This is a genomic window from Xenorhabdus sp. KJ12.1, assembly GCF_963876495.1.
In the GTDB taxonomy this organism is placed as follows: domain Bacteria; phylum Pseudomonadota; class Gammaproteobacteria; order Enterobacterales; family Enterobacteriaceae; genus Xenorhabdus; species Xenorhabdus stockiae.
Genome location: NZ_CAWNQH010000061.1, coordinates 191,310 through 210,422, shown reverse-complemented (window position 1 = coordinate 210,422; position 19,113 = coordinate 191,310). Strand labels below are relative to the sequence as shown.

The 19,113-nt window shown below is 43.6% G+C and carries 17 protein-coding genes; 12 read left to right on the top strand and 5 right to left on the bottom strand.

The window, feature by feature from the left end:
- The first annotated feature begins 13 nt into the window (after positions 1-13).
- From hutH to AACS92_RS08020, 9 genes are all read left to right on the top strand, one after another.
- Complete coding sequence (gene hutH, locus AACS92_RS08060) at positions 14-1,573, top strand: histidine ammonia-lyase (RefSeq protein WP_099108446.1); 1,560 nt, start codon at positions 14-16, stop codon at positions 1,571-1,573.
- Between the two features lie 80 nt (positions 1,574-1,653).
- A complete protein-coding gene (locus AACS92_RS08055; protein ID WP_099108445.1) occupies positions 1,654-3,012 on the top strand; it encodes an amino acid permease in 1,359 nt (452 codons plus the stop codon).
- Between the two features lie 177 nt (positions 3,013-3,189).
- On the top strand, positions 3,190-4,122 hold the full coding sequence (prmB, locus tag AACS92_RS08050; protein ID WP_099108478.1) for a 50S ribosomal protein L3 N(5)-glutamine methyltransferase: 933 nt from the start codon (positions 3,190-3,192) through the stop codon (positions 4,120-4,122).
- 260 nt (positions 4,123-4,382) lie between these two features.
- Positions 4,383-5,468 (top strand): chorismate synthase, encoded by a 1,086-nt coding sequence (gene aroC / locus AACS92_RS08045; RefSeq protein ID WP_099108444.1) that lies wholly within the window; start codon positions 4,383-4,385, stop codon positions 5,466-5,468.
- 77 nt (positions 5,469-5,545) lie between these two features.
- Positions 5,546-6,346: a sulfite exporter TauE/SafE family protein gene (locus AACS92_RS08040; protein WP_099108443.1), complete on the top strand. Its 801-nt coding sequence runs from the start codon at positions 5,546-5,548 to the stop codon at positions 6,344-6,346.
- Positions 6,347-6,447: 101 nt separating this feature from the next.
- Positions 6,448-6,999 carry an elongation factor P hydroxylase gene (locus tag AACS92_RS08035; RefSeq protein ID WP_099108442.1) on the top strand — a complete coding sequence of 184 codons (552 nt, stop codon included), beginning with the start codon at positions 6,448-6,450 and terminating at the stop codon, positions 6,997-6,999.
- 21 nt (positions 7,000-7,020) lie between these two features.
- Positions 7,021-7,296 (top strand): YfcL family protein, encoded by a 276-nt coding sequence (locus AACS92_RS08030; RefSeq protein WP_099108441.1) that lies wholly within the window; start codon positions 7,021-7,023, stop codon positions 7,294-7,296.
- A gap of 418 nt (positions 7,297-7,714) precedes the next feature.
- Positions 7,715-8,305, top strand: coding sequence for a hypothetical protein (locus tag AACS92_RS08025; protein WP_099108440.1), 591 nt, complete (start codon positions 7,715-7,717; stop codon positions 8,303-8,305).
- Between the two features lie 20 nt (positions 8,306-8,325).
- Positions 8,326-8,844 carry a GNAT family N-acetyltransferase gene (locus tag AACS92_RS08020; protein ID WP_099108439.1) on the top strand — a complete coding sequence of 173 codons (519 nt, stop codon included), beginning with the start codon at positions 8,326-8,328 and terminating at the stop codon, positions 8,842-8,844.
- Positions 8,845-8,936: 92 nt separating this feature from the next.
- On the opposite strand, the gene mnmC is transcribed toward AACS92_RS08020, so the two are convergent.
- The gene (gene mnmC, locus AACS92_RS08015; RefSeq protein ID WP_099108477.1) at positions 8,937-10,982 is read right to left on the bottom strand and encodes a bifunctional tRNA (5-methylaminomethyl-2-thiouridine)(34)-methyltransferase MnmD/FAD-dependent 5-carboxymethylaminomethyl-2-thiouridine(34) oxidoreductase MnmC; all 2,046 of its coding nucleotides are present in this window, start codon (positions 10,980-10,982) and stop codon (positions 8,937-8,939) included.
- A gap of 215 nt (positions 10,983-11,197) precedes the next feature.
- Between mnmC and fabB the strand changes: the two genes are divergently transcribed.
- The gene (fabB, locus tag AACS92_RS08010; protein ID WP_099108438.1) at positions 11,198-12,412 is read left to right on the top strand and encodes a beta-ketoacyl-ACP synthase I; all 1,215 of its coding nucleotides are present in this window, start codon (positions 11,198-11,200) and stop codon (positions 12,410-12,412) included.
- A gap of 50 nt (positions 12,413-12,462) precedes the next feature.
- On the opposite strand, the gene AACS92_RS08005 is transcribed toward fabB, so the two are convergent.
- The 4 genes from AACS92_RS08005 to AACS92_RS07990 form a co-directional block, all read right to left on the bottom strand.
- Positions 12,463-13,986 carry a tripartite tricarboxylate transporter permease gene (locus AACS92_RS08005; RefSeq protein ID WP_099108437.1) on the bottom strand — a complete coding sequence of 508 codons (1,524 nt, stop codon included), beginning with the start codon at positions 13,984-13,986 and terminating at the stop codon, positions 12,463-12,465.
- A 10-nt stretch (positions 13,987-13,996) separates the two neighbouring features.
- Positions 13,997-14,428 carry a tripartite tricarboxylate transporter TctB family protein gene (locus tag AACS92_RS08000; RefSeq protein WP_099108436.1) on the bottom strand — a complete coding sequence of 144 codons (432 nt, stop codon included), beginning with the start codon at positions 14,426-14,428 and terminating at the stop codon, positions 13,997-13,999.
- 13 nt (positions 14,429-14,441) lie between these two features.
- Positions 14,442-15,416 (bottom strand): Bug family tripartite tricarboxylate transporter substrate binding protein, encoded by a 975-nt coding sequence (locus tag AACS92_RS07995; protein ID WP_099108435.1) that lies wholly within the window; start codon positions 15,414-15,416, stop codon positions 14,442-14,444.
- A 519-nt stretch (positions 15,417-15,935) separates the two neighbouring features.
- Positions 15,936-16,844, bottom strand: a complete 909-nt coding sequence (locus tag AACS92_RS07990) for a DMT family transporter (protein ID WP_099108476.1) — start codon at positions 16,842-16,844, stop codon at positions 15,936-15,938.
- A 160-nt stretch (positions 16,845-17,004) separates the two neighbouring features.
- Here AACS92_RS07990 and AACS92_RS07985 point away from each other — a divergent pair, with 160 nt between their 5' ends.
- Together AACS92_RS07985 and pdxB are read left to right on the top strand one after the other, a co-directional pair.
- On the top strand, positions 17,005-17,766 hold the full coding sequence (locus tag AACS92_RS07985) for an AraC family transcriptional regulator (RefSeq protein ID WP_099108434.1): 762 nt from the start codon (positions 17,005-17,007) through the stop codon (positions 17,764-17,766).
- 145 nt (positions 17,767-17,911) lie between these two features.
- The gene (gene pdxB, locus AACS92_RS07980) at positions 17,912-19,039 is read left to right on the top strand and encodes a 4-phosphoerythronate dehydrogenase PdxB (RefSeq protein WP_099108433.1); all 1,128 of its coding nucleotides are present in this window, start codon (positions 17,912-17,914) and stop codon (positions 19,037-19,039) included.
- The last annotated feature ends 74 nt before the right edge of the window (positions 19,040-19,113 follow it).

The window sequence follows — 19,113 nt, the reverse complement described above, 5'->3', positions numbered from 1 at the left end:
GAGCGTTATTAATATGAAAAATATCACTATTCATCCGGGAAAAATGACGCTTGAAGAGTTACGCCATATCTATCAGCATCCCGTACAAATAACGTTAGATGAGCAATGCTTTCCGGCGATAGAAAACAGTGTTGAATGTGTTAACCGCATCATCAACGAAAACAGAACTGCTTACGGAATTAATACGGGTTTTGGGTTACTGGCAAATACTCGAATTGCAGAACAGGATCTAGAAGAACTGCAACGTTCGATTGTTATGTCACATGCGGCGGGTGTTGGTGAACCACTACCGGATGAAATTGTCCGTTTGATGGTCGTATTAAAAATTAACAGCTTAGCTCGTGGTTACTCAGGTATTCGGCTGGAAGTGATCCAAGCCTTGATAGCATTGGTGAATGCCGAAGTTTACCCTTGTATTCCGGCTAAAGGGTCGGTTGGGGCTTCTGGGGATTTGGCTCCGCTGGCACATATGAGCTTGTTATTGCTGGGTGAGGGTAAAGCCCGTTATCGCGGGGAATGGTTGCCGGCAAAAGAAGCTCTGGCAAAAGCGGGTCTTCAGCCGTTTACGCTGGTCGCAAAAGAGGGGCTGGCATTATTGAACGGTACTCAGACTTCAACGGCATTTGCCTTGAAAGGCTTGTTTGCAGCGGAAGAATTACTGGCATCAGCCGTTGTGTGCGGTGCGTTATCAGTTGAAGCGGCTCTGGGTTCCCGTAAGCCATTTGATGCACGTATTCATGAAGTCCGTGGGCAGCAGGGGCAAATTGATGTCGCAGCTTTATACCGCTTTGTATTGGAAGAGAAAAGCGATATTTCTGCCTCCCACGAAAACTGCCCGAAAGTTCAGGATCCTTATTCACTGCGTTGCCAGCCACAGGTTATGGGCGCTTGCCTGACCCAAATTCGCCATGCTGCTGATGTCATTATGGTTGAGGCTAATGCTGTTTCTGATAACCCACTGGTTTTCACTGAGCAGGACGAAGTAATTTCTGGCGGGAATTTCCATGCTGAACCTGTCGCGATGGCATCGGATAATCTGGCTCTTGCGCTGGCGGAGATTGGTGCATTGGCAGAACGAAGAATTGCTTTGCTGATGGATAGTAATATGTCTCAGTTACCTCCGTTTCTGGTCAAAAACAGCGGGGTGAATTCTGGTTTTATGATTGCTCAGGTGACTGCTGCTGCACTGGCAAGTGAAAATAAAGCGCTAGCACATCCTTCCAGTGTTGACAGCCTGCCAACGTCAGCGAATCAGGAAGATCATGTTTCTATGGCACCGGCAGCAGGTCGTCGCTTGTGGGAAATGGCGGATAACGTCAGGGGTATTCTGGCAATTGAATGGCTGACGGCATGTCAGGGCATCGATTTCCGTGAAGGGTTAAAGAGTAGCCCGACGCTAGAGAAAGCCCGCCATATTCTGCGTAATAAAGTGAAGTATTACGATAAAGATCGTTTTTTCGCACCGGATATTGAAGCAGCTATTCAATTATTGGCAGAACAGCAACTTTCTGCATTATTACCGGCAGATAAGATCCTGCCGATTGGTAATATCCTGAAAAACCACATAAACTAAATCGTCTGAAGGCCGGTTTTCCCGGCCTTATCGTTGTATTTATCTTTCACATCTAATAATAAAAGAAATAGGGATAAATCATGCAAAACACCTCACAACTCAAGCGTGGGCTAAGTGTTCGTCATATTCGGTTTATGGCACTGGGGTCGGCAATTGGTACCGGGCTTTTTTATGGTTCAGCGGGAGCTATTCAGGCCGCAGGGCCGGCGGTATTGCTGGCGTATATTATCGGAGGGGCCGCTGTTTTTATGGTTATGCGGGCATTGGGGGAAATGGCGGTTCATAACCCTGTGCCCGGTTCATTCTCTCATTATGCCAGCCATTATCTGGGGCCACTGGCGGGTTTTCTGACCGGATGGACTTATGTCTTTGAAATGCTGGTGGTCTGTCTGGCGGATGTCACCGCATTTGGCCTCTATATGAAATTCTGGTTTCCCCATGTTGATCAATGGATTTGGGTTCTCGGTATCGTCTTTTTTATCGGGGCAATAAACCTGTGTAACGTTAAAGTTTTTGGTGAGATGGAGTTCTGGCTTTCCATCATAAAAGTGGTTGCGATCATAGCGATGATTGTTGGCGGCTTTGCAATCATGATGTACGGGTTCGAGCAGGGAACCGGTTTCTCAAATCTGTGGGAACATGGCGGCTTTATGCCGAATGGTGTTACCGGGATTATTGCTTCATTTACCGTTGTGATGTTTGCATTCGGTGGTATTGAAGTTATCGGTATTACCGCCAGTGAAGCGAAAAATCCGGTATATTCTATCCCACGAGCTATCAATGCTGTCCCTGTGCGCATTCTGTTGTTTTATGTTCTGACCCTGTTTGTTCTGATGTGTATTTATCCGTGGAATCAGGTTGGTCAGAACGGCAGCCCATTCGTGCAAATTTTCTCCAGCCTGCAATTTAACTATGCCGCCCATATTTTGAACCTTGTTGTTATCACGGCAGCAATCTCAGCCATTAACAGCGATATCTTTGGTGCAGGGCGAATGATGTACGGCATGGCGCAGAAAAAGCAAGCACCTGCTTTTTTCAACAAACTGACAAAACATGGCGTGCCGTGGGTGACAGTACTGGTGATGTCAGTCATTTTGCTGGTCGGTGTATGGTTGAATTATATATTACCGGAAGAAATCTTCTTGATTATTGCTTCTATCGCAACTTTTGCCACGGTATGGGTATGGCTGATGATCCTGTTATCGCAATACATGATGCGTCAGAAAATGCCTGCGGAAGAAGCTAAACAACTGCAATTCCCTGTACCGTTCTGGCCGATAGCGCCAATGCTGACAATCGCATTTATGGCGTTCATCATAGTGGTGCTGGGTTATTTCCCGCATACACGTGTTGCGTTATATGTGGGGCTAGGTTGGGTGGCATTACTGACTGCCTGCTATTTCCTGTGGGTCAAGAAATCGGGTGAGAAAAAAGCCTGATTAATAAAAAAGATAGTGTTTATGAAAGCCATCTTGTCAGAGCAGGATGGCTTTTATGTTTTTGTCGAACTCACATATGCTTTTCACCTGAAATAATTCACATGCTCAGATAGCTGATTTGTGGCGGGGATCGTGGCAAACTAACAGACTTAATATTATTGAGGTTTAGAGGTGCTTGTGGATAAGATTTTTGTAGATGAAGCCGTCGCGGAGCTGCATACCATTCAGGATATGCTGCGCTGGGCAACCAGCCGTTTCAGTGCAGCCGGCATCTATTATGGTCATGGGACAGATAACCCATGGGATGAGGCTTTGCAATTGGTTCTTCCAACATTGCACCTGCCTATCGATATACCAGAAAACATGATGACATCCCGCCTGACAACAACGGAGCGTCATCGAATCGCTGAATGTGTTCAGCGCCGCATCAACGATCGCATTCCGATCGCTTACCTGACTAACCGTGCATGGTTCTGTGGGCATGAGTTCTATGTTGATGATAGGGTTCTGGTACCACGTTCACCTATTGGTGAGTTGATTAACAATCAATTTGCAGGGTTGCTCCCACAGGAGCCAGCAACCATTCTTGATCTGTGCACCGGAAGCGGTTGTATTGCAATTGCGTGTGCTCATGCTTTCCCTGAGGCAGAAGTTGATGCAGTTGATATTTCTGCTGATGCCTTAGCTGTGACAGAACAGAATATTGAAAACCATGCTCTGTTACATCGCGTCATACCAATCCGCTCTGATATGTTCCGCGATATGCCTCCAATGAAATACGATCTTATCGTGACTAATCCACCTTATGTGGATGAAGAAGATATGAGTGATTTGCCGGATGAATTTCATCGTGAACCGGAGCTGGGTCTGGCTGCGGGAGTGGATGGGCTGGATCTGGTTCGTCGTATTCTTGCGACCGCCCCGGATTTCCTGACAAAAGAAGGTGTGCTGATATGTGAAGTCGGTAATAGCATGGTTCACCTGATTGGACAGTATCCTGATGTACCATTCACATGGCTGGAATTTGAACATGGTGGCGGTGGCGTCTTTATGCTGACCCGTAGCCAGTTAGTCGAATATCACGAACATTTTCACCTGTTCAAAGATTAAAGTTCGTTACACACAATATTAAGCCCAATGGTTAAAGTGTTCTTTAGCACATTTTATGCCCGATAAACTTCAAGTTACAATTGGTAATATGAGGTGAGCCCTTATATCTCCCTGCATTGCGGGGAGATATCACACGCCTCTTGAAGTTGAATTGGTATAGTCAAATAAATCGGGTGAAATAAATTATGCTTTAACCATTTGTTAGTTTATTGTTATTTAACATCTAATCTTAATACATAAGAAATAATGGCAGGATAGGTATGGCAGGCAACAGTATTGGACAGTTTTTCCGTGTTACTACATTTGGTGAATCTCACGGTCTTGCATTGGGTGGAATTGTTGATGGTGTTCCACCTGGTATTGTTATTTCGGAAGCCGATTTGCAAATTGATCTGGACAGGCGTCGTCCCGGGACTTCCCGCTATACCACTCAGCGCCGTGAACCCGATGAGGTTCGCATACTTTCTGGTGTTTTTGAGGGAGTAACAACCGGAACCAGTATTGGCTTATTAATTGAAAATACCGATCAACGTTCGCAAGACTACAGCGCGATCAAAGATGTTTTCCGTCCCGGTCATGCAGATTATACCTATGAACAAAAGTATGGGTTGCGCGATTATCGCGGAGGTGGCCGTTCATCTGCCCGTGAAACTGCAATACGTGTTGCTGCGGGAGCGATTGCCAAAAAATATTTATTCGAAAAACATGGTATTCGTATCCGTGCCTGCCTGACTCAGATGGGAGATATTCACTGTGAAATGAAAGATTGGGATCTGGTTGAGCAGAACCCATTTTTCTGTCCTGATGAAAGTAAATTAACTCAGCTTGATGAATTATTACGTGCCCTGAAGAAAGAAGGGGATTCCATTGGTGCCAGAGTGACCGTTGTGGCTGAAAATGTTCCGGCTGGATTAGGAGAACCGGTTTTTGACCGTCTGGATGCCGACATTGCTCATGCCCTAATGAGCATTAATGCTGTGAAAGGCGTAGAAATTGGTGATGGTTTTGGCGTAATTGGCCTGCGTGGCAGCGAAAACAGGGATGAAATCACCTCTCAAGGTTTTACCAGTAACCATGCGGGAGGCATTCTGGGTGGGATCAGTAGCAGTCAGCCCATTGTTGCCCATATTGCGCTGAAACCGACATCCAGCATTATGGTTTCAGGAAAAACCATTAATCGGCAGGGCGAAGAAGTGGATATGGTTACCCGTGGTCGGCATGATCCTTGTGTTGGTATCCGCGCAGTGCCTATTGCAGAGGCGATGATGGCGATTGTCCTGATGGATCATCTGTTGCGCCAGAGAGCACAATGTGCAGATGTGTCACCTTCGCTTCCAAGCTGGTGAACCAGAGCTTAACAAATATGAATAGGTGCCGAAAGACACCGTGATATCGGATAAGCAATTTTCTGGAGAAATACATCATGGAATGGTCATTACTGGGTCCGGAAGTTTATGGTTTACTCTTTTTAGTTGCTCTGGTTGCAGGTTTTATCGACTCAATTGCAGGTGGTGGCGGGCTGTTAACGATTCCCGCTTTATTATCTACAGGTATTACGCCGGTTCAGGCACTGGCAACAGGGAAACTTCAGGCTGTAGGTAGTTCACTCTCTGCCAGCCTGTATTTTATCCGCCGAGGAATAGTAAACTTACGTTCTCAACGATTTGCTATCACTATGACGGTTCTGGGTGGTATGGCAGGCGCATTACTGGTTCAGTTTGTATCACCGGATTTACTGCGCTATGCCTTACCGGTTCTGGTTATGATTATCGGTCTTTACTTCCTGTTGGTACCCAATATAGGTGCAGAAGATCGACCGCGCCGTCTGGGTCCGATAGCATTTGGTTGCCTTGCCGGGGGAGGGATCGGGTTTTACGATGGTGTATTCGGGCCGGGAACCGGCTCTTTTCTGGCACTTTCTTACGTCATGCTCTGTGGTTACAATCTGGCCAAGGCAACTGCACATGCAAAAGTGCTGAATTGCGCAGCTAATCTCGGTGCATTGGTTTTCTTTATTCTTGGCGGGCAGGTTTTATGGCTGCTGGGTTTTGTTATGCTGGCCGGTCAGATGATTGGAGCACGCTTAGGAGCCGGTTTGGTATTAAGCAGAGGGCAGAAATTGATTCGCCCGATGCTGGTAACCATCTCTTTTTTAATGAGTATCAAATTGCTCCATGAACAGCATGGTGAAACCATCCGTTCCTGGCTGGCATTTTATTTTTAATTTTATATCTGCTGTCTTTCGAGTTACCTTTTTGTCACTTTCTGGTCGTAACTCGAATGTTATCGGATATAGGACATTAATTTTTAGGATTGTATTAATAAATGGCTGAACATCATTATCAACAACTAATTGAAATTTTTGATGATTGCTTTAGCGATGACTATAACACCCGTTTGATCAAAGGTGATGATGAGCCAATTTATCTACCCGCAGATGATAAAGAAGTTTATAACCGGGTCGTATTTGCCCACGGCTTTTACGCCAGCGGATTACATGAAATTTCCCATTGGTGCATTGCAGGTACAGAGCGTCGTAAATTGGTTGATTTTGGTTATTGGTATTGTCCCGATGGCCGCGATGCTCAAACTCAGGCTGAATTCGAAAAAGTCGAAATTAAACCCCAGGCGTTAGAGTGGCTATTCTGTATGGCTGCGGGCTTTCCGTTCAACATTAGTTGCGATAATCTGGACGGTGATTTTGAGCCGGATCGTTTTGCTTTTCAGCGGAAAGTTCATACTCAGGTCATTGCATACCTTGAAAATGGAATCCCCCTACGTGCGGCGCGCTTTATTCGCGCCCTGCAATCGTTTTACAATACCCCTCCACTAAAGGCAGAACATTTTCCTGACCCGGAAGATCCTTTTGCTAACTGATTTGATTTTTGAGGAAAAACAATGCTCGCAGAGTTTGAAACACGCATTCTGGCACAGATAGATGACATGGTTGCATATGCCAGTGATGACGAATTATTTGCTGGTGGATACCTCCGCGGGCATCTGACACTGGCTGTTGCTGAACTGGAGCAGGAAGGTGCCAATACTATTGAACAGCTTCATCAGCGTGTAGAGGAAAGCGTTCAGAAAGCGATTAAGGCTGGCGAATTGACACCGCCGGATCAGGTTTTGATTTTATCCACTTGGAAAAAGCTACTGGATAGTGCGAGATCATAATTTTTGACGCTATTTTGAGGGTTGTTTTACAGCCCTCTCTTACATAGAAATGCGTAGCGCTTCGCAATTAATGATAAATAACAGATAATCTTAAATATTGAATGTTCTTTTATGAAAGAAATAAAGTAAAATTATTGGGTAGTAAGATTTGATTTTTATATATTAAAGTTACGTGTCTGCGTAATTTAATGATTTTGTTATATATTATTTGAGATTTTATTTTGTTATTAGTGGAACAGCTGATGATTTAAAAAATGAATGATGATAGAGTTTGTAGCATTATGGAAAAACAATGTATTTTAAATTTATTGCTAATGTATGAATTTAAAATGCAATTATTAATCTGTTATTTAAAAATTACAAATGTAAATTCTCTTTAAAAACACAGAATAGAAAAAGGATATTTCGGAGGTGGTATATGAGAATTGAGGACAATGTTGTTCAAAGGGAATATGGGGATCACAATCAGCAATATAAAAAGTACTTTTTACCTGAATCGATAAGTTTTAGTACTTTCAACCTGACAGGGAGAACGGAAATGAATGTAATATTAGAAAAAAGATTTGAAAATATGGGGGTAGATGTTTCACAATTAAAAACAGATGTTTCACTGTTAAAAATAGACGTAATAGAGCTAAAGACAGATGTAAAACAATTAAAAACAGACGTAATAGAGTTAAAATCAGATGTAACAGAGCTAAAGACAGATGTAAAACAATTAAAAACAGACGTAATAGAGTTAAAGTCAGACGTAGCAGATCTAAAAACAGATGTAACTGAGCTAAAAATAGACGTAGGAATTATAAAAAATACCTATGCAACTAAGGCTGATATTGAATCAGTAAAGGTGCTTATCCATACTGAGATTGCATCTGTAAATAAAGAAATGGCATCTATCCATAAGACGCTATTAGAGAAAATAACATCTCAGACAAAGTGGATGGTAACAATGATGTTTGGTTTTTCTGGTATTATTATCGCCGCAATGAAATTGATGCTTCCATCCTGAATAATTACCGAGGTGGTATAATGTTTACTATTCGGCCAACACAGTTATCAGATATAAATCAGTTAGCTATAATTGAACATTCCGCTGCGCAACTATTTTGTCTTATACCTGAACTAGCCTGGATTTCTGATGGTCATATACAGACTGAACAACAACATTTGGGTTATATTGTGCAACACAATAGCTGGGTTGCAATAAATAATAAGGGTGTTCCTGTAGGTTTTATTCTGGTGAAAACTCTGGAGGACGGGTTACATATTTTTGAGCTATCTGTGCATGGAGATTGGCAAAGAAAGGGTATAGGCAAGGAATTAATAGAAACAGTTATTCAAGTAGCTAAGCAACGCAAATTACAGTCTGTCACTTTAACAACTTTCCGTAATGTCCTTTGGAATGCGCCTTTTTACCAAAAACTGGGGTTTGTTATCTTGGAACCGCAAGAAATGGGTGAGGAATTACAACAGATTTTGCAAGGTGAAATTGAATATGGTTTTTCGGCAGAACAGCGTTGTGCTATGAAACGCCCTATAATTATATGAACCGATTGTAATTCAGTTAGTGCCCCCAGTCACATAACTTATCTACGTGACTGGAGATTAGTTTCATTATTGCCGTGCGACATCAGTGTAATTTAAGGTTTTTCTGTTTTTACCTTTTTTCCACGTAACAGTTTTCTGACCCAGAAGCGATTAGGGTTTAAAGCCGCTAATGTTTCATCATCAAGCGGTAGAGCTTCACCAAAAATTTGTCCTGCGAGTAACTCAGCACTTAAAGAGGCAGAGCATAATCCACGAGATCCTAACGCACCAATAACAAACAGGTCAGGATAACAAGGGGACTCGTCAATTTTCTCTCCGGACTGCATTTGTTGGGGCAAGTTGGCATACTTTTTCAGAATCTCTTTGAGAACAGGCACATTACCCACCATTGGCATATGATCCCGAATGACACAGCGTATTCCCTGACGAGACTTATTTTCTGATATATCAACCTCTTTTACCCACTCAACATCAGGAAAACACTTCAATAAACGGTCTCGGTTTTCTTGTTGCTCGACGGTGGAATATTCAATATCCAGAAAATTACGCTGGTAACTTGCGCCAATACAGTGATATTGATTCTGTGGATTGGCAGGCGTCATATAACCATCGTAACAGAGTACACTTTTTAGCTGGCTGAGATGCTTGGTAGTTGGGATATGACTAACCTGTCCACGAACAGCAGTCACTGGGAGCTTTTCAGTTTGTTCAAATTGTGGCAAACAGTGTCCATTGGCAATAACAACCACTTTATGGGTTTTAAGCTGTACTTGTCCCTGATGTTCAATATGTAGCTGCCAGCCGTTTTCATATTGAGCCAGACGTATTATTTTATGGTTGAAGTGCGTACACATACCACGTTGTTGTGCGAGCTTGATGGCTTCCTGAGTCAACTGTCCCGGATATAACCATCCGCCCTGTGGATAATGTACCCCATGATAATTGACATCCAGCCCACTAATCTGGCTCAGTTGCTGGCGATCCATTTCAACAGCAATTTCTTCTGGCCATACTGTTTGGAGTATCCCAGATATTTTTTTATCCGATTTTTCATCGTAGGCCAGCTGGCTAACTCCATCCCACTGATGATCAAATAAAACGCCCTGATCAGTCAGGTGATCATATTGGCGACGGGCAAAGGTAAATGCGGAGGTGAAAAATCGCTCTAGTGGATCATTCTGACCATTCAGTAAGGGGTACAATGCGCCTTGTTGATTACCTGATGCATTCTGTGCGAGGTGTTCATCCTGACAATACAGGGTGACTTTTGCACCACGACGCAATAAAGCTAGGGCGGTCAGTGCGCTGGCAATACCGCCGCCAATAATGGCGATATCGTCAGTGTATGTTGCGCTTTGGCGGGTAAACCAGGGAGTATCGGAGCTGGGATTATGAACTGTGGGAAGTAAAGTGCCCGTCAGCATCTCTCTTTTACGTCCGAAACCTTTTATTTTTTTGACATCAAAGCCTGCTTCTTGTAATCCACGGCGAACTAAACCAGCGGAAGTAAATGTCGCAAATGTTCCTTCCGGACGGGAAAATTTTGCCATAGAAGTGAACAGTTGTTCGCTCCACATTTGTGGATTTTTAGCTGGGGCAAAACCATCTAAAAACCATGCATCAATTTTGCTTTTCAAGCCAGAAGTTATCTTGGGTAATAGCTCATTTACATCACCAAACCAAAGATCCAGCGTGATAGCACCATTATCCAGAATTAATCGATGGCAACCTGAGAGTGGTAAGGGCCACTGTTGACATAATTTCTCAGAGAATGGCTGAAGTTCTGGCCAGCGCTGATGGGCATTTTTTAGGTCTGCGATTTTTAATGGATATTTTTCAAAACTAATGTAATGCAGTCTGTTTAATGTGGCATCGGGTGACTGCTGCCTGAAAGCTGAGAAAGCGCGCCATATCGCCAGAAAATTTAACCCTGTACCAAATCCGGTTTCAGCAATAACGCAATCAGAACGAGGGTGTGTGTTAAAACGTTGAGGAAAATGATTACCTTTCAAAAATACATATACCGTTTCTTCCAACCCGTCTTGATTTGAAAAATAAACATCATCAAACTGCTCAGAAATAGGTGTTCCCTGTTCATTCCAGCTTAGGGTCGCGCTACTGATAGCACTGTTTTTCACGATACTGTTTTTCAAAATAAGACCTGTATTGTTGCGAAGAATAATGGGGGATTTTAACGGTCTTGATGCGGTTACACCACCTATAGAGGATCTTAAGAACTGACTCTGATCAATTGTTCCACGATTTTTAACCTGATCGGACTTGTTCAGCGTACAAGTGTACGCTAAAGTGCGAGTAGGAAATCCCGCAGGTAAACATATTGATGAGGTAATTAATGAAAAGAGCAGTAATCACTGGTCTGGGAATTGTTTCCAGTATTGGTAATAACCAGAAAGAGGTGCTTAAATCTCTGAAAGAAGGCCTTTCCGGGATAACTTTTTCCGAAGAATTCAAAGAAATGGGGCTTCGCAGCCAAGTTTGGGGAAATGTCAAACTGGATACAACAGGTTTGATTGACCGAAAAACACAGCGCTTTATGAGTGATGCTTCTGTTTATGCTTACCTGGCAATGGACGAGGCAATTAAAGATTCCGGCCTGTCAGATGATCAGGTTTCTAATTTACGCACAGGGCTGGTTGTCGGCTCGGGTGGTGGCTCTCCTCATAATCAGGTTGTCTGTGCGGACGGTATGCGTTCCCGTGGCTTACGGGGAGTCGGGCCTTATATGGTTACAAGAACAATGGCTTCCGGTATTTCAGCCTGTCTGGCAACACCATTTAAAATTAAAGGCGTGAACTATTCGATCAGCTCCGCTTGTTCGACCTCTGCGCATTGTATCGGTCATGCTGTTGAATTAATTCAGCTTGGCAAACAGGATGTTATTTTTGCTGGTGGTGGTGAAGAGCTTAGCTGGGAAATAGCCTGTGAATTTGATGCAATGGGTGCGCTTTCCACCAAATATAATGAAACGCCGGATCGTGCTTCCCGTACTTATGACCAAAACCGTGACGGATTTGTTATCGCAGGCGGTGGCGGTATCGTGGTTGTTGAGGAATTAGAACATGCATTAGCCCGTGGCGCGCATATTTATGCTGAAGTTATTGGTTACGGAGCAAATTCCGATGGTATGGACATGGTAGCACCTTCAGGCGAAGGGGCTGTTCGCTGTATGAGAATGGCTATGGACGGTATGGATGGTGAAGTAGACTATATCAATACACATGGCACATCGACACCGGTTGGTGACCTGAAAGAGCTGGAAGCTATCAGAGAAGTATTTGGTGATAACACACCTGCAATTTCAGCGACTAAGGCGATGACCGGGCATTCTTTGGGAGCGGCGGGTGCTCAGGAAGCAATTTATAGCCTGTTGATGCTGGAGCACGGGATTATTGCACCGAGCATTAATATCGAAGAGTTGGATGAAAAAGCGCTTGGTATGAATATTATTACAGAACCGACCGAACGCGAGCTAACAACAGTGATGTCCAATAGCTTCGGGTTCGGTGGTACAAATGCATCTTTGGTAATGCGTAAATATTCTGACTGATTTTCTGAAACTGAAAATTTTATCATTCTGAATAAAAGCCAATTCATCAGTTATGTGGATTGGCTATAAATTTTCCTGCTCTTCTGCCGTTTTTTGCGAATGATCAGTAATGTAGGCGGAATAATAAGAACCAGTGCAGCTAAAACCAGCAGAGACTGAGCGATAGCACTGCTCCACAGGATATCAAAACTACCATTGCTGATTGAAAGTGCCCGCCTTAAGTTTTGCTCCAGCATTTCACCAAGCACAAACCCCAGAATAAGTGGCGACATTGGGAAGTTCATTTTCCTGAGAATGTAACCAAAAACCCCCAGACCAACCATTAACATCAGATCGAACGTGGTGCTGTGTACAGCATAAACGCCGACTGCTGAAATACTGGCAATGACCGGCACTAAAAACCACAGTGGAATACTTAGCATACGGGTAAATAGGCCAATCATTGGGATATTCATAATTAGCAATAGAATATTAGCAATAAGCAGTGCAGCGATTAGTCCCCACACGATATCTGGCTGTTCGGTAAACATCGCAGGTCCCGGAGTGATGTTATAGAGCGTCAGTGCGCCTATCATTACCGCAGTAGTGCCTGAGCCGGGGACACCAAGTGTCAGCATGGGAATGAAGGAACCACAAGCGGATGCATTATTGGCCGCTTCAGGGGCAGCAACCCCCCGGATATCACCTTTACCGAACGAATCACTGTTACCACTGATTCTTTTTTCTGTCATGTAGGTGATTGCGCTGGCAATGGTCGCTCCGGCGCCGGGCAGTATTCCGACAAAGAAGCCAATAACTGATGAGCGTAATATTGGCCCGGTACAGGCTTTAGCTTCTTTTTTATTAAACAGTAATCTTCCGGTTTTACTTATTACTTTTTGGCCGGTAGACGTGCTTTCCAGCATCAACAGAATTTCGCTGACAGAGAACAGCCCAATGACAACGACAATAAACTGAATTCCGTCGGAGAGGTGGACACTATCGAAGGTGAAGCGATAAACACCGGTATTGGAATCAACGCCAACGGTGGCTAAACCCAAACCAATCAAGGCCGCCAGTAGCGATTTCACCGGGTTTTGGCTCATCATGCTACCAAGACAGGCAATTGCAAAAACCATCAGGGCAAAATATTCGGCAGGCCCGAATGCTAAAGACCATTTTGCCAGAAGAGGCGCAAATAAAATGATCCCGGCAATAGCCAGAATTGAGCCACAGAATGAACTGACTGCTGAGATAGATAATGCAACCCCGGCTTTCCCTTGTTTTGCCATCGGGTGCCCATCCAGCGCGGTCATAATAGCAGCGGCATCCCCCGGCACATTCAGCAGAATTGAAGATATCCTCCCTCCATATTCACAGCCAATATAGACCGTTGCCAGTAAGATTAAGGCGGATTCTGCCGGGAGCTTCAGAGCAAAGGCCAGAGGTAATAAAATTGCAACACCATTGATTGGGCCAAGACCCGGAAGCAGGCCAACAACAGTACCAATAAAACACCCGATTAATGCAATGACCAGATTTTTAGGGATTAATGCGACTTCAAAACCCTGTGTTAGGTATATCCATGTATCCATTTTGATCTCCTTACCTGAACAGGCTACCAATTGGCAGAGTGACATCTAACAGGCGATCAAAGATAAAAAAGAGAGAGGTGCCTAAGATCAAGCCAGAAACAATTGCCGCGGGAAGCGTGGCGTTAAATAGCAATGCGATACTGACAGTCAATAATGTTGTTGCCAGAGGGAAGCCTAACCACTCAAACGTTCCGGCATAAAAGATCAGTGAGGTAATCAGCAATAATAAACGGAGTAATGTTTGTGGAGCAGGCCAGTTAACTATTTCAGGTTTTCTGAATAGTAGCAGCAGTGCGCACAGTGCCATTAACGAAATAATAGCAATCGGGAAAGGGCGCGGGCCTAGTGGTTCATAACTGTATTCACTATGGATACCCCACCCAATGACTAGCCCTATTCCGCATAGCGCTAACCAGATGACGGCAAAAATACGATCACTCATAATTCAGTCCTTCTTATTTTGCTAAACCAAAAGATTTAGCCATTTCATGGTACTGAGTAACCTGTTTTCTCACATAATCATCCAGCTCTTTGCCTGTCATATTGAATTCAAACAGACCTCGCAGCTCACGCTGTTTTTTAAATTCGTCTGTTTGTTGCAGTTTGTTGAACGTGTCAACCCACCATTGATATTGTTCATCAGAAACTTTCGGTCCCATGTAAAAACCCCGGATCACCGGCCATACAATGTCGTAACCCTGTTCTTTAGCTGTCGGGATATCCGCCAGAACGCCATCAAGTCTTTTGTCTGCATAGACAGCAAGAACACGAATCTTATCACTTGTCAGGTAAGGTAGCGCTTCGCTGATATCGCCGGAAAAAACCTGAATATGGTTACCCAGCAGGGCCGTAAGCGCTTCTCCACCACCTTCAAAGGCGACATAACGCATTTTGTGTGGATCAATACCAGCTTCTTTGGCTAGTAATGCAGTTTTCATCCAATCCTGACCGCCGATGGAGGCACCGGCACCAAATACAATATTGGCGGGATTGCTCTGAAATACATTGATGAGATCTTTTAAAGTCTTATAAGGAGAGTCCTGACGAACGGCAATCATACCGTAATCAGTACCAACACCCGCCAGCCAGCGCACATCATTCACGTTGTAGCGCCCGAATTTTCCCTGAGCAAGATTTAGTAGCGAACCACCGGAAAAGGCGACAATCGTCCCCGGCTCAGCAGGCCGCTGGGCAGCAATAGCATTGTAGGCAACAGCACCGACTCCACCGGGCATAAATGTGACCCGCATAGGAGAATTAATGGCTTTAGTTTCTAATAATGAGACTTGAGCTAATTTACAGGTTAAGTCAAACCCGCCACCGGGTTTGGCTGGAGCGATACATTCAGTTCTGTCAGGGGCGCTGGCTGCAAAGGTATTGACACTGAAAAGTAAACCAGTAGTCACTAATAATGTTTTTAATATTTTCATTTTTTATTCCTCATATGGCACCAGTCCAGTAATGATGACAATGCAATAAATCTCCGGTGCATTATTATTTATAGAACTGAAACCTCTTATTAGCCGTGAAAAATGCCTATATGTGACATTAATCACCTAATGTCATATTTGACTTACTTTGAAATACACCGAAATGTTTAATGCTATGTATAACTGAAATAGAGTAAATCTGATCTTATGTTTTTATATTATATAATCTTATTTAAATGTATCTTTAATAGAATTCACTATTAGAATTCGTTAATGATGAATAAATTTACTTTATGTGTTTTCCTGAAAGAATTTGATATTCATGAAAATAAATTTATAGATTATAGAATCAATAGGTTTCAGTTGAATACTTCACAAGTCGGTCATGAACAATAAATGCTGGGAATGGTAAATAAGTTCAGTTAGGAGGGTATTTTATTATGATCTGTTTTTGTAGTTATCGCCCAATGATATTATTGGGCGATAACCGGTGACAAAATTATTTAAAATTTCTGATGATTAACTTTTGATACTTTTTTCAGTTTGTTTTTTATAACTGTTAATTGGAGTACGTAATTGTTGGGCAATCATCACACCAGCTAACACAATACCTCCTCCGATAAGGTGGTAGCTATACATCTTCTCATGAAGCACTACAATCGCAATAATGGCAGTAAAGACCGGAGCCAGATTCATAAATATCGATGTCATATTTGCACCCAGTCGGCTAACTCCCTGTATCCACACATAAGGTGCAATAATTGAAGCCGGAATACCCGCAAACAGTACAAGAGGGATATTATCACTGGTTAGCTGGACATCTTCTGTCATCATGAAGTTGGGCGAAAGTAACAGCACACCAAACCCGATCTGTATATAAAGTGCCTGCCAGTTGGGTAATGGAATTGCCCAACGTTTGGTCAGGACGCCGTACAGAGCGTAAGCGGCTGATGCAATAAACATCATTACGTCTCCGATCCCTAATCCGTTCTCCAGCAAAGTAGACGGTTCACCTTTACCCACTAGCCATATCAGCCCAAATAGTGATAAAGCACTTCCGAGTATAATTCCAACGGTCGGTGTGATCCGTAGAACAAATATACTGAGTATGATCGTCAGCAACGGAATTAATGAGGTTAAGATCCCAATCAGTGTTGCACTGACAGTATGAGCGGCATAGTAAATCAGGCTTTGATTAAGAACCATACCAAGAAAACCCAGAATCAATAATTTCCACCAGTGTGGGATGATTGTTTTCCACTGTTTTAGTACCGGCAGTAAGATAAAAGGCGTCAAAATCAAAAACGCGACAAACCAGCGATAGAAAGCGATAGCGCCGGGTTCAATTGAGGTTGCTGCGGACTTACTGACTACCGCATTAGCTGACCAAATCAGGACAGCAATAAGGGGAAATAATAAATTTTTCATTGAATTTAATTGTGTGTAGAACATCGTGCACTTAGTGTAGCAGTGACCGATTTATTATATATATCGATAATCCGCCAACTGATGAGGCAATCAGGACAATTTATAAATTCTTCTCCGTTTTTGGAAGTAAAAATGAATTTTTTGAAAGGGAGTTAACCAAATGATGTTTCAGTTACCGGACTGGGATATGCCCAACACTCTCATTTTTCGTGATGAAACCCTGAATGCTGATACTGAATTTATGTTGCATTCCCACCCATTCGGGCAATTGATTTATGTTGTCTGCGGCGTTATGGAGATGACTGTGGAAGGACAACGTTTTCTGGCTCCACCGGAGTTTTGTATCTGGATCCCGAAAAATAGGGTTCATTCGAGTTATAACCGGAAAACAATGCGGTTTTGGATAATCGATATTTCACCGCAATTGAGCAAATCTTTGCCCTCTCATCCATGTATTATCCGGTTAAGTTCTATTTTTAATGCCATTATGCAGGATTTCTTTAGCCGTAAGGTTATTCGGCCACAGACCAATAAAGATCAGCGTCTGGCACAGATCCTTATCGATCAGTTGGAACTTTCACCAAGCCAGAATACTTACCTGCCTTCATCAAAAGATAAACTTCTCGCGCCGATTTTACAGGCACTAGAGCATAATCCCGCTGATAACACGCCATTGGTAGAATGGGCAAAGAAACGTTATACCTCGGAAAGAACCTTATCACGTCGCTGTCAGCAAGAGTTAGGAATGTCTTTTAGTGAGTGGCGACAGCGTCTGCGTTTTCTGCATGCAATTTCTTTACTGGGACAGGGAAAAAGCGTTCATGAAGTTGCATTTGATGTTGGCTATAGCTCATCGTCGGCTTTTATTGCCATGTTTCAACAAATTGCCGGAACAACACCAGAGCGTTTCAGGAAAGGGTGAGTTGAAATTAACACCAATCAGAGTGCATGAGGCTGCGGAAATTTCTAATAAAGAGCCAATCAGAAAGAGAAAGGGAGATTAGTCATTACGTCGATTAAATGGCAGAATAGCGGATCACGCCCACTTAAGTCGTTGGATAAGAAAAGTGAAAATTTTAGTCGATGAAAATATGCCTTATGCTGAACAACTCTTTAAACAATTAGGAGAAGTTCAGGTAATTCCGGGGCGCCCTGTGCCTGAGGGTGTTTTGGAACATGCAGATGCCTTTATGGTGCGTTCTGTCACTAAAGTTAATGAGTCCCTGTTAAAAGGCAGTGCTGTAAAATTTGTCGGTACAGCGACTGCGGGCATGGATCATGTTGATCAGCCGTGGTTAGAGCAGGCGGGGATCGGCTTTTCTGCTGCCCCCGGATGCAACGCAATTGCTGTCGTTGAGTATGTTTTCTCCGCGCTGATGATATTGGCAGAGCAGGATCAATTTCAGCTGAAAGATAAAACTGTCGGTATTGTCGGTGTTGGTAATGTCGGGGGGCGTCTGGCAGCACGACTGGCCGCTCTGGGCGTGAAAACCCTGTTGTGCGACCCGCCACGGGCAGATCGGGGAGATGAAGGTGAATTCTGGCCTTTGGAAAAACTGGTCAAAGAGGCAGATATTCTGACATTCCATACCCCGCTCAATACATCAGGCCCTTATCAGACTTATCATCTGGCCGATGCAGAACTGCTTTCTGCCTTGCCGGATAATCGCATCTTAATTAATGCCAGCCGTGGCGAAGTGGTTGATAATCAGGCACTGTTATCAGCTTTACAAAACGGAAAAAAATTGCGCGTCGTACTTGATGTCTGGGAACCAGAACCTAACCTTTCATTACCTTTGCTGGAGCGGGTGGATATCGGTACACCTCATATTGCGGGATATACTCTGGAAGGCAAGGCTCGTGGTACAACTCAGGTTTTTGAGGCGTATTGTGAATTTTTAGGGAAGCCACAAAAAACCGCATTGTCTGACTTACTGCCTGAGTCTGATTTCAGCCATATCACTGTTCGTGGTGAAGTGACACAAAGCATCCTGAAGCGTCTGATGCATTTAGTGTATGATGTGCGCCGTGATGATGCACCATTGCGTCAGGTAGCCGGGCAGAACGGTGCTTTTGACCAGCTGCGGAAAAATTATCCGGAACGCCGTGAGTGGTCTTCCCTGACAGTGCATTGTGATTCTGAAAGCAGTGCTCAATTACTATCCCAGATTGGATTTGACGCTAAAGTCATTTAAAAACATTTGATCAGCGGAATTCAATTAACCGTATTGAATTAACTGTATTGAGTTAACAACAGGCAGAATTCTCT

What these genes read in the sequence shown, in the direction of transcription:
- AACS92_RS08000 (WP_099108436.1), bottom strand. Translation starts at nt 14,428, where the DNA reads ATGAGTGATCGTATTTTTGCCGTCATCTGGTTAGCGCTATGCGGAATA.
- aroC (WP_099108444.1), top strand. Translation starts at nt 4,383, where the DNA reads ATGGCAGGCAACAGTATTGGACAGTTTTTCCGTGTTACTACATTTGGT.
- AACS92_RS08040 (WP_099108443.1), top strand. Translation starts at nt 5,546, where the DNA reads ATGGAATGGTCATTACTGGGTCCGGAAGTTTATGGTTTACTCTTTTTA.
- AACS92_RS08055 (WP_099108445.1), top strand. Translation starts at nt 1,654, where the DNA reads ATGCAAAACACCTCACAACTCAAGCGTGGGCTAAGTGTTCGTCATATT.
- AACS92_RS07985 (WP_099108434.1), top strand. Translation starts at nt 17,005, where the DNA reads ATGATGTTTCAGTTACCGGACTGGGATATGCCCAACACTCTCATTTTT.
- AACS92_RS07995 (WP_099108435.1), bottom strand. Translation starts at nt 15,416, where the DNA reads ATGAAAATATTAAAAACATTATTAGTGACTACTGGTTTACTTTTCAGT.
- hutH (WP_099108446.1), top strand. Translation starts at nt 14, where the DNA reads ATGAAAAATATCACTATTCATCCGGGAAAAATGACGCTTGAAGAGTTA.
- AACS92_RS08035 (WP_099108442.1), top strand. Translation starts at nt 6,448, where the DNA reads ATGGCTGAACATCATTATCAACAACTAATTGAAATTTTTGATGATTGC.
- AACS92_RS08005 (WP_099108437.1), bottom strand. Translation starts at nt 13,986, where the DNA reads ATGGATACATGGATATACCTAACACAGGGTTTTGAAGTCGCATTAATC.
- AACS92_RS08025 (WP_099108440.1), top strand. Translation starts at nt 7,715, where the DNA reads ATGAGAATTGAGGACAATGTTGTTCAAAGGGAATATGGGGATCACAAT.
- AACS92_RS08030 (WP_099108441.1), top strand. Translation starts at nt 7,021, where the DNA reads ATGCTCGCAGAGTTTGAAACACGCATTCTGGCACAGATAGATGACATG.
- fabB (WP_099108438.1), top strand. Translation starts at nt 11,198, where the DNA reads ATGAAAAGAGCAGTAATCACTGGTCTGGGAATTGTTTCCAGTATTGGT.
- AACS92_RS08020 (WP_099108439.1), top strand. Translation starts at nt 8,326, where the DNA reads ATGTTTACTATTCGGCCAACACAGTTATCAGATATAAATCAGTTAGCT.
- AACS92_RS07990 (WP_099108476.1), bottom strand. Translation starts at nt 16,844, where the DNA reads ATGAAAAATTTATTATTTCCCCTTATTGCTGTCCTGATTTGGTCAGCT.